The following is a 10,015-nucleotide window of genomic DNA, read 5'->3' on the forward strand; positions in this document are numbered from 1 at the left end:
CCGTGCCCGCGATGGCGCCCAGGGCGATGAAGTAGGAGGCCGACGAGGCGTCCCCCTCGACATGGATGCGGCCCGGCGTGCGGTAGGCCGAGCCCTGGGGCAGCACGAAGCGCTGGTAGCCCTCGCGCTCCACCGCGATGCCGAAGCGCGCCAGCAGGCGCAGCGTGATGTCGATGTAGGGCTTGGAGATCAGCTCGCCGTCGACCTCGATGGTCACCGGTCTGTGGGTGGTGACCAGGGGCAGGGCCAACAGCAAGGCGGTGAGGAACTGGCTGGAGACATCCCCGCGCACGCGGATGGGGGCAGCGGTGTTCAGGGCATGCACGCCGCCGTCGCCCACCTGCAGCGGGGGGAAGCCGGGCTGACCCAGGTCGGCCACCGGGCAGCCCAGCTGGCGCAGGGCCTGCACCAGGTCGCCGATGGGGCGCTCGTGCATGCGGGCCACGCCCGAGAGTTGGAACTGCCCGCCCTGGCTGGCCGCCAGCACCGCCAGCGCGGCGGTCAGCGGGCGCATCGCGGTGCCGGCATTGCCCAGGAAGAGCTGGGCGTCCTTGCGGGCCAGTTGTCCGCCCAGGCCGGTGACTTTCAGAACGTCGCCGTCACGCTGCAGGCCACAGCCCAGCTGGCGCAGCGCGTCGAGCATCACCCGGGTGTCGTCCGAATCCAGCAGGTCGTGGACTTCGGTGGTGCCGGCCGCCAGGCCGGCCAGCAGCAGCACGCGGTTGGAGATGCTTTTGGAGCCGGGCAGGCGCACGCGTCCACCGGCACGGACCAGGGGCGGGAGGTCGAGGAATTCGGTCGTGTACATGGCGGACGACAGGAAAAGCGGCCCAGCATGGCGGCGGGCCGGCGTCAGAGAGAAAAGGCTTCAGCGTGGGCGGCCGGAACCCATGCGCCAGTGGCTGCGCGCTTCAGACACGCCGCGCACCAGCGCCTCCAGCGCATCGCCTTCGCAGTCTCTCAGGGTCTGCTCCAGCACGCCCAGGGCGCCACGGAAGAATTCGGACTGCTTGAGGATTTCCTCGCGGTTGGCGATCAGCACGTCGCGCCACATCGCCGGATCGCTGGCTGCGATGCGGGTGAAGTCGCGAAAGCCCGGGCCGGCCAGGCGCAGGAACTCCTCGGCCTCTTCCTGCTGCAGGATGCCGGTGAAGTAGGCAAAGGCCAGCAGGTGGGGGAAGTGGCTGACGGCCGCGAAGGCGGCGTCATGCGCCTCCGGCGTCATGACGCGTACCCGCGCACCGAGGGCGCCCCAGAGGGCCCGGGCCTTCTCGACCAGCTCCGGCCGGGTCTGGGGCAGGGGGGTGAGGATGACCTGTTGCTCGCGGTAGAGCTGGGCGTCGGCATGCTGCACGCCGGACAGCTCCTTGCCCGCGATCGGGTGGGCCGGCACGAAGGCGCCGATGCGGTCCTTCAGGGCGCGGCGGGCGGCATCCACCACGTCGCGCTTGGTGCTGCCCACGTCCATGAACAGGGTGCCAGGGCTGACGAGGTGGCGGATGGCCTTGAAGGTGGACTCGGTGGCTGCCACCGGCACCGCCAGCAGCACCACGTCGGCGCCGGAGACGGCCAGCAGCGCGCTTTCGGCCACCTGGTCGATCACGCCCAACTGTTTGGCCTTCTCGGTGGTGGAGGGCGACTTGCTGTAGCCGATCACCCGGTCCACCAGGCCGGCCTGCTTCATGGCCAGGGCGAAGGAGCCCCCCATCAGTCCGCAGCCGATCAGGCCCAGTTGCTTGAACATCGCCGCCATGACGTCAGTGCACGTCCAGCGGGTAGGTGCCCAGCACCTTGAAGTAGGCGCAGGCGCCACGCAGTTCGCGCAGCGCGGTGGCCACCTGCGGGTCATCAGGGTGGCCCTGCAGGTCGATGTAGAAGTAGTACTCCCACTGGCCCGAGCGGGCCGGGCGGGATTCGAAGCGGGTCATCGACACGCCATGCTGCTTCAACGGCACCAGCATGTCGTGGACAGCACCCGGACGGTTGCTCACCGAGACGACCAGGCTGGTGCAGTCGTGGCCCGAGGCGCGGGGCATCGGATGGCGGTGCGGGTCGGTGACGATGGCGAAACGGGTGCGGTTGTGGGTGTCGTCCTGGATGGCCGGGGCGATCAGGTGCAGGCCGTATTCGCTGCCCGCGCGCGCGCTGGCAATGGCGGCCAGCTTCGGGTCCAGGGCCGCCAGGCGGGCGCCTTCGGCGTTGCTGGAGACCGGGCGCCGTTCCACCTGGGGCAGGTGGGCCGACAGCCAGCCGTGGCACTGCGCCAGGGCCTGCGGGTGGGCCACCACGGCCTCGATGCCGTCCAACTGGTTTTCCCTGCGCAGCAGGTTGTGCCGCACGAAGAGGCTGGTCTCGCCGATGATGACAACGGGGTGGTCAGGAAGATGTCCAGCGAGCGGGCGACCACGCCCTCGGTGGAGTTCTCGACCGGCACCACGCCGAAGTCGGCCGCGCCGGCGGCGGTGTGCGGAACACATCGTCGATGCTGGCGCAGGGCACCCGCACGATGGAGGAGCCGAAGAAGCCCAGGGCGGCCTCTTCGCTGAAGGTGCCGGCCGGGCCCAGAAAGGCCACGCGGGTGGGCGTCTCCAGGGCACGGCAGGCCGACATCACCTCGCGCCAGATGGGGGCGATGCTTTCGGTCTTCAGCGGGCCGGGGTTGACGGCCTTCAGGCCGTCGATGACCTGGGCCTCGCGCTCGGGGCGGAAGACGACCGAGCCTTCCTTCTTCTTGATCTCGCCGACGGCCTGGGCCAGCGCCGCGCGGCGGTTGATCAGGGCCAGCAGGTCGCGGTCGAGGGTGTCGATCTGGTGGCGCAGGGCCAGCAGTTCTTCGGGAACGTCGGGCGGGGTGGCTTGGGGGTCAGCCATGGCGGCGGGCAAAGTCTTGGAGGTAATCCACCAGTGCCTGGGCACCGGCGAGCGGCATGGCGTTGTAGAGAGAAGCGCGCATGCCCCCCACGGACTTGTGGCCCTTGAGTTGCAGCAGGCCCGCCTCGCGTGCTCCGGCGAGGAAGGCGTCGTTGAGCGATTCATCCGCCAGGAAGAACGGGATGTTCATCCGGGAGCGGGCGGCGGGCGCCACCGGGTTGCGGTAGAAGCCGTCGCTGTGGTCCAGAGCGTCGTAGACCAGGGCAGAGCGGGCGATGGCGCGCCGCTCCATTTCGGGCACCCCGCCCTGGCGCTGGATCCACTGGAAGACCAGGCCGGCGATGTAGATGCCGTAGGTCGGCGGGGTGTTGAACATGGACTGGTTCTCGGCCACCAGCTTGTAGCTGAAGGCCGAGGGGCAGACGGGCAGGGCGCGGTCCAGCAAGTCCTCGCGCACGAAGACCAGGGTCACGCCGGCCGGGCCGATGTTCTTCTGCGCGCCGGCAAACAGTGCACCCACGCGGGACCAGTCGATGCCGCGCGAGAGGATGTGCGAGGAGGCATCCACCACCAGCGGCGCCGTGCTGCCCAGGGCGGCCAGATCGGGCAGTTCGGCGTACTCTACGCCGTGGATGGTCTCGTTGGAACAGATGTGCAGGTAGGCCGCACCCTCGCGCAGTTGCCAGCTGGCCGGCGCAGGCACGCTGTGGTGGCCATCGCCCTCGTTGCTGGCGGCAGCGCGAGCATCGGCGTACTTGCCGGCCTCTTTCAGCGACTTCTGGCTCCAGGAGCCGGTGACGACCACGTCCACCAGGCCGCCCCGGGAGAGGTTCATCGGCACGATGGCGTTCTCGCCCAGACCGCCACCCTGCATGAACAGGATGCGGAAGTTGGACGGCACCTGCAGCAGGCTGCGCACCGTGCGCTCGGCCTCTTCATAGATGGAGATGAATTCCTTGCCGCGGTGGCTCATCTCCATCACGCTCATGCCCGAGCCGTGCCAGTCCAGCATCTCCTCGGCGGCCTGGCGCAGCACCTCTTCAGGCAGAACGGCCGGGCCGGCGGAGAAGTTGAAGGGGCGGTGCGGCGTGCTCATGCGCTTGAGGGGCGGTGACGAACGGGAAAGGCTCACTTCTTGGCGGGCTTGGCCGCCGACGCGGCCGGGCTGGCAGGGGCCGCTGCGGGCAGGCCCAGCTTCTTGCGCAGCGTGGTTTCCAAAGCCTTGATCTTGGGTTCGACCGTGCCGCGGGTGTCGGTCACCAGCTTTTGCTGCATGGCGTCCAGCAGCATCGGCGCCGACTCGTTGAACTTCTTGGCCGTGGAGGATTCCAGCCAGGCGACCAGCTGCTTGAGCTCGTCCTCGCTGAACTTCTCTTCCAGCACCGGTGCCATGGCGGCCGGCGCCAGCTTGACGGCGCGGTCACGCAGGACAGGTTCGATGTCGCCGTAGAACTTCTTCACCTCGGCCTGCACATCCTTGGCCACGGCCTCGCGCTTGTCCGCTGGCTGCTGGGCCAAGGCGGGGCCGGTGGCTTCCAGGATCTGCTGCGCCGTCTGGGCCGCGATGGTGCGGGCCACGTTCTCCACGGAGGGCTGCTGCAGCTGGATGACCTTGGCGATCAGTTCCTTCTTCGTCTGGGCCTGGGCCAAACCGGTCAGCAGCAGGCCGGCGGCCAGGGCCACGGTCCAGCGGGTCATCTTGGGGGTCATTCAGCAGTGTCCTCGGTCGAACCGTTCGCGTCGCCATCGGCGGCGCCTGCATCGTTTTCGACGATGCGTTGCAGGCCGCTCAGCTTGGCGCCGTCGTCCAGGGCGATCAGCGTGACCCCCTGTGTGGCCCGGCCCAGTTCGCGGATTTCGGCGACGCGGGTGCGCACCAGCACGCCCTTGTCGGTGATCAGCATGATCTCGTCCTCCGGACGCACCAGCGTGGCGGCCACGACCTTGCCGTTGCGCTCGCTCTGCTGGATGGCGATCATGCCCTTGGTGCCACGGCCGTGGCGGGTGTACTCGACGATGGAGGTGCGCTTGCCGAAGCCGTTCTCGGTGGCGGTCAGCACAGACTGGGTCTCGTCCTCGGCCACCAGCATCGCGATCAGCGACTGGCCGTCCTCCAGCATCATGCCGCGCACGCCGCGGGCGCTGCGGCCCATCGGGCGCACATCGTCCTCGTCAAAGCGCACGGCCTTGCCGCTGTCGCTGAAGAGCATGACGTCGTGCTTGCCGTCGGTCAGCGCCGCGCCGATCAGGAAGTCGCCCTCGTCCAGGCCCACGGCGATGATGCCGGCCTTGCGCGGGTTGCTGAAGTCGTTCAGCGGCGTCTTCTTGACCGTGCCCATCTTGGTGGCCATGAAGACGTAGTGGTCCTCGGGGAAGCTGCGGAACTCGCCGGTCAGCGGCAGCACCACGGTCACCTTCTCGCCCGGTTGCAGCGGGAACATGTTGACGATGGGCTTGCCACGGCTGGCGCGGCCGCCCTGCGGCACCTCCCAGACCTTGAGCCAGTACACCCGTCCCAGGTCGCTGAAGCACAGGATCCAGTCGTGGGTGTTGGCGATGAAGAGCTGGTCGACCCAGTCGTCTTCCTTGGTGGCGGTGGCCTGCTTGCCGCGGCCACCACGGCGCTGGGCGCGGTACTCGGCCAGCGGCTGGCTCTTGATGTAGCCGGTGTGGCTGAGCGTCACCACCATGTCGGTGGGGGTGATCAGGTCCTCGGTGCCCAGTTCCTGCACGTTGTGCTCGACCACCGAGCGGCGTGCGCCGATCTTGGTCTGGCCGAATTCCTGGCGCAGGGCAATGAGTTCCTCGCTGATGATCGTGGTCACCCGGGCCGGCTTGGCCAGGATGTCCAGCAGGTCGGCGATCTGGGCCATCACCTCGCGGTACTCGCCGATGATCTTGTCCTGCTCCAGGCCGGTCAGGCGCTGCAGGCGCATCTGCAGGATTTCGCCGGCCTGGTCTTCCGACAGGCGGTACAGGCCGTCGGCCTGCATGCCGAAGTTCATCGGCAGGCCTTCCGGCCGATAGGCGGCGGCGCCACCGGGGTTCTCACCCTCGGCGCGCGAGAGCATCTCGCGCACCAGCGAGGAATCCCAGCTCTGCTGCATCAGGGCCATCTTGGCCACCGGCGGGGTGGGCGATTCCTTGATGATGCGGATGAACTCGTCGATGTTGGCCAGCGCAACGGCCAGGCCTTCCAGCACATGGCCGCGCTCGCGGGCCTTGCGCAGTTCGTAGACGGTGCGGCGGGTCACCACCTCGCGGCGGTGCTCCAGGAAGATCTCCAGCAGCTGCTTGAGGTTGCACAGCTTGGGCTGGCCGTCCACCAGCGCCACCATGTTGATGCCGAAGGTGTCCTGCAGCTGGGTCTGCTTGTATAGGTTGTTGAGCACCACCTCGGGCACTTCGCCGCGCTTGAGCTCGATCACCACCCGCATGCCGGATTTGTCGGACTCGTCCTGGATGTGGCTGATGCCCTCGAGCTTCTTCTCGTGCACCAGCTCGGCAATGCGTTCCAGCAGCGTCTTCTTGTTGACCTGGTAGGGGATCTCGTCAACGATGATCGCTTGGCGCTGACCGCGGTCGATGTCCTCGAAGTGGACCTTGGCGCGCATCACCCCTTGCCGCGGCCGGGTGCGTAGCCCTCCCGCAAGCCGTTGACGCCGTAAAAGATGCCGGCGGTCGGGAAGTCCGGCGCCGGGATGATCTCCATCAACTGTTCCAGCGTCGCCTCCGGGACTTTCAGCAGGTGCAAGCAGGCATCCCCACCTCGTTGAGGTTGTGCGGCGGAATATTCGTGGCCATGCCCACCGCACTACCGGCCGAGCCGTTGACCAGCAAATTGGGCAGGCGCGTCGGCAGAACCAGGGGTTCTTTCTCCGAACCGTCATAGTTCGGGCCGAAATCGACAGTTTCCTTGTCGATGTCGGCCAGCATTTCGTGGGCGACCTTGGCCAGACGGATTTCGGTGTACCGCATGGCGGCCGCGTTGTCGCCGTCCACCGAGCCGAAGTTGCCCTGTCCGTCCACCAGCATGTGACGCAGCGAGAAGTCCTGCGCCATCCGGACGATGGTGTCGTAGACCGCGGTGTCTCCGTGCGGGTGGTACTTACCGATGACGTCACCGACGATACGGGCCGACTTCTTGTAAGGCCTGTTCCAGTCGTTGTTGAGCTCGTGCATCGCGAAGAGCACGCGCCGGTGCACCGGCTTCAGGCCATCTCGGGCGTCGGGCAGGGCGCGCCCGACGATGACGCTCATCGCGTAGTCCAGATACGAACGCCGCATCTCCTCTTCGAGGCTGATGGGCAGGGTTTCCTTGGCGAATGAAGTCATGAAGAGAGCGTGACGCGAAGCCAGAAGGGCGCCACAGAGGCGTGGGCGCAGCAGGTCGAACGTCTGATTCTAAACCGCGGCCCTTGTGGCTCTGGAGCAACAAGGGCGGTCGCTTTGGGCGGGGCCTGGCACACAATACGGCCAATCGGACGCCCTATGGCACAATCAGTCGTCGATGGCAAGCGGTCCTTTCCTTGGGCTGCCTGTCGTTTATCTCGCTTCCGATTTGGACATATCGCAGACAACCTGCGGCTTTCCTTGAGAGGAGAATCATGAAGAAACTGAACAAGGTGGCGATGCTGTTTGCAGCCGCTGCGCTTGCCGCTCCCCTGTCGAGCGCTCTGGCCCAGTCGGTCGACAACTGGCGCGCCACGGACGGCACCGTTTGGAAAAACGGCACCAACGAACTGTGCTGGCGTGATGCCAACTGGACCCCGGCCACCGGCGTTCAGGGTTGCGATGGCGTGCCTGCTCCGGCCGCTCCCGCTCCGGCTCCCGCCCCTGTGGCTGCCCCGGCTCCGGCCCCGGCGCCCGCTCCCGCTCCGGTGCCTGCCGCGCCGACCAGCGAGAAGGTGACCTACGCTGCCGACACCTTCTTCGACTTTGACAAGGCGACCCTGAAGCCGGCCGCCAAGGAAAAGCTGGACGACCTGGTGTCCAAGACCTCCGGCATGAACCTGGAAGTCATCATCGCCGTCGGCCACACCGACAGCATCGGTTCCGACGCTTACAACCAGAAGCTGTCGGTCAAGCGTGCTGACTCGGTCAAGGCTTACCTGGTGAGCAAGGGCATCGAGAAGACCCGCGTGTACACCGAAGGCAAGGGCAAGAAGCAGCCCGTGGCCTCCAACAAGACCGCCGAAGGCCGCGCCAAGAACCGCCGCGTGGAAATCGAAGTGGTCGGTACCCGCGCCAAGTAATCAGCCTTCCGGCTGTTGCTCGAAACCCCGCCTCGGCGGGGTTTTTTCTTTTCTGCCGCTAACATCACGCCCATGGTGAACGCAGACCCCCAAGAACTCGACAAATTCGGAGAACTGGCCCACCGCTGGTGGGACACCGAAGGTGAATTCGCTCCGCTCCATCAGATCAACCCTCTGCGCTTGGACTGGATCGCGGTGCAGGCTCGGCTGGACGAGGCCGAGGTGCTGGACGTCGGGTGTGGCGGCGGCATCCTGGCCGAGTCGATGGCCCGCCGCAAGGCCAAGGTCTTGGGCATCGACCTGTCCGTCAAGCCGCTCAAGGTGGCCCAGCTTCACGCGCTGGAGGCCGGTGTCGAGAATCTGGCGTATCGGGAAGTGGCCGCCGAGGATCTGGCGGCCGAGCGCCCGGCCAGCTTCGATGTCGTGACCTGCATGGAGATGCTGGAACATGTGCCGGACCCGGCCTCCATCGTCCGTGCTTGTGCGCAGCTCGTCCGTCCGGGGGGCTGGGTGTTTTTCTCGACGATCAACCGCAACCCCAAGGCCTTCCTGTTCGCCATCGTCGGGGCCGAGCATGTGCTCAAGCTGCTGCCCAAGGGCACGCACGAGTACGCCCGCTTCATCAAGCCCAGCGAGCTGTCCGCGCACATCCGGGCGGCAGGTCTGTCGGTCGAGGGATTCAAGGGCATGGAATACAACCCCTTGACCAAGCGCTACTGGTTGTCCGAAGACACCTCAGTCAACTATCTGGTGGCATGCCGCAAGAGCGCATGAGTGCCTGCGCGGCGGTGTTGTTCGATCTGGACGGCACCCTGATCGACAGCGCGCCGGACCTGGCGGGGGCGCTCAACCGTCTGCGGCAGCAGCGTGGCATGGATCCTCTGCCCTACAGCGCGCTGCGTCCTCTGGTGGGCAGTGGCGCGCGCGGCATGGTCGGCGCGGGGTTCAATCTTCAGCCCGGCGCCGAAGGGTTTGACGAGCTCAAGGACGCCTTCCTGGCAGAGTACCAGGGCCACCTGCTGGATCAGACCCGGGTCTTCGAGCAGTCAGCCTGGCTCTTGGAGGCGCTGGCCTCTCGCGGCCTGCCCTGGGGCATCGTCACCAACAAGTCCACACGGTACGCGGAGCCTGTGGTGCAGGGGCTGGGCCTGGCGCAGCACAGTGCGGTGCTGGTCTGCGGAGACACCACACCCCATGCCAAGCCTCATCCGGCGCCTCTGCTTGAGGCTGCATCCCGACTCCGTGTGGCAGCCAGCGACTGCGTCTACGTGGGTGACGACCTGCGGGACGTGCAAGCCGGGCGGGCAGCGGGCATGCGGACTGTGGCGGTGACCTGGGGTTACCTGGGTGTGGGAGAAGCGGTGCACGACTGGGGGGCCGATCAGGTCATCGAAACGCCACAAGAGCTCTTGAACTGGCTGAATCTGGCCTAAACTACGCGTCATCCTGGGGCCGACCTGGTTTCGACGTGGGTGCGGAGTTGGGATAGTGCATGTCGAGCACCAGTTCGCTCGTTAAACCACTGGAAACAAAGTAACTGCGAACGACGAACGTTTCGCCCTCGCCGCTTAACACCGGTGAGCCTCTCAACGGTTGGCCCATGGGCCGGGCGTGAGCCGCAAGGCAAGCGCTGAGAGGTCATTCACATGGGCTGGTCTCCTGGTTGGCCATGCACCAGGGGGTGAGATCAAGTGGCTGGTGTCATCGGTAGCGTGCTGCTGCGCGACTGAAGGCACGAGACTCAAATCAGTCAGCTAAGCATGTAGATCTACCTGGCGATGGCTTGCGGACGGGGGTTCAATTCCCCCCGGCTCCACCATACAAGGCTCCACAAAGAGCCGCAACAGTGCAAAAGCCCTAGAGAATCAACGCTCTAGGGCTTTTTCTTG

Annotated in this window: 6 protein-coding genes, 1 other RNA gene and 3 pseudogenes; 4 read left to right on the forward strand and 6 right to left on the reverse strand. The window is 66.6% G+C overall.

The window, feature by feature from the left end:
* The 6 genes and pseudogenes from I73_RS23050 to gyrA form a co-directional block, all read right to left on the reverse strand.
* Window positions 1-808 (reverse strand): annotated as a pseudogene (locus I73_RS23050) (bifunctional 3-phosphoshikimate 1-carboxyvinyltransferase/cytidylate kinase); the annotation flags it as partial.
* 60 nt (window positions 809-868) lie between these two features.
* Window positions 869-1,744, reverse strand: a complete 876-nt coding sequence (locus I73_RS23055; RefSeq protein WP_026097112.1) for a prephenate dehydrogenase/arogenate dehydrogenase family protein — start codon at window positions 1,742-1,744, stop codon at window positions 869-871.
* A 13-nt stretch (window positions 1,745-1,757) separates the two neighbouring features.
* Window positions 1,758-2,871, reverse strand: a pseudogene (gene pheA, locus I73_RS34505) (prephenate dehydratase).
* Complete coding sequence (serC, locus tag I73_RS23065) at window positions 2,864-3,967, reverse strand: 3-phosphoserine/phosphohydroxythreonine transaminase (RefSeq protein WP_022982783.1); 1,104 nt, start codon at window positions 3,965-3,967, stop codon at window positions 2,864-2,866. The pseudogene pheA and the gene serC overlap by 8 nt, the downstream one beginning before the upstream one ends.
* Window positions 3,968-3,999: 32 nt before the next feature.
* Window positions 4,000-4,581: a DUF2059 domain-containing protein gene (locus I73_RS23070; RefSeq protein ID WP_022982784.1), complete on the reverse strand. Its 582-nt coding sequence runs from the start codon at window positions 4,579-4,581 to the stop codon at window positions 4,000-4,002.
* A pseudogene (gene gyrA / locus I73_RS30105) lies at window positions 4,578-7,206 on the reverse strand (DNA gyrase subunit A). Before gyrA ends, I73_RS23070 begins: the two are co-directional and overlap by 4 nt.
* 272 nt (window positions 7,207-7,478) lie before the next feature.
* Here gyrA and ompA point away from each other — a divergent pair.
* From ompA to ssrA, 4 genes are all read left to right on the forward strand, one after another.
* A complete protein-coding gene (gene ompA, locus I73_RS23080) occupies window positions 7,479-8,126 on the forward strand; it encodes an outer membrane protein OmpA (protein WP_022982785.1) in 648 nt (215 codons plus the stop codon).
* 72 nt (window positions 8,127-8,198) lie between these two features.
* Window positions 8,199-8,900, forward strand: coding sequence for a bifunctional 2-polyprenyl-6-hydroxyphenol methylase/3-demethylubiquinol 3-O-methyltransferase UbiG (gene ubiG, locus I73_RS23085; protein WP_022982786.1), 702 nt, complete (start codon window positions 8,199-8,201; stop codon window positions 8,898-8,900).
* Window positions 8,897-9,559, forward strand: a complete 663-nt coding sequence (gene gph / locus I73_RS23090) for a phosphoglycolate phosphatase (protein ID WP_026097114.1) — start codon at window positions 8,897-8,899, stop codon at window positions 9,557-9,559. Before ubiG ends, gph begins: the two co-directional genes overlap by 4 nt.
* A 15-nt stretch (window positions 9,560-9,574) precedes the next feature.
* Window positions 9,575-9,945, forward strand: a transfer-messenger RNA (tmRNA) gene (gene ssrA / locus I73_RS31975).
* The last annotated feature ends 70 nt before the right edge of the window (window positions 9,946-10,015 follow it).

Origin of the sequence: Ideonella sp. B508-1 (assembly GCF_000333615.1) — a bacterium.
In the GTDB taxonomy this organism is placed as follows: domain Bacteria; phylum Pseudomonadota; class Gammaproteobacteria; order Burkholderiales; family Burkholderiaceae_C; genus Ideonella.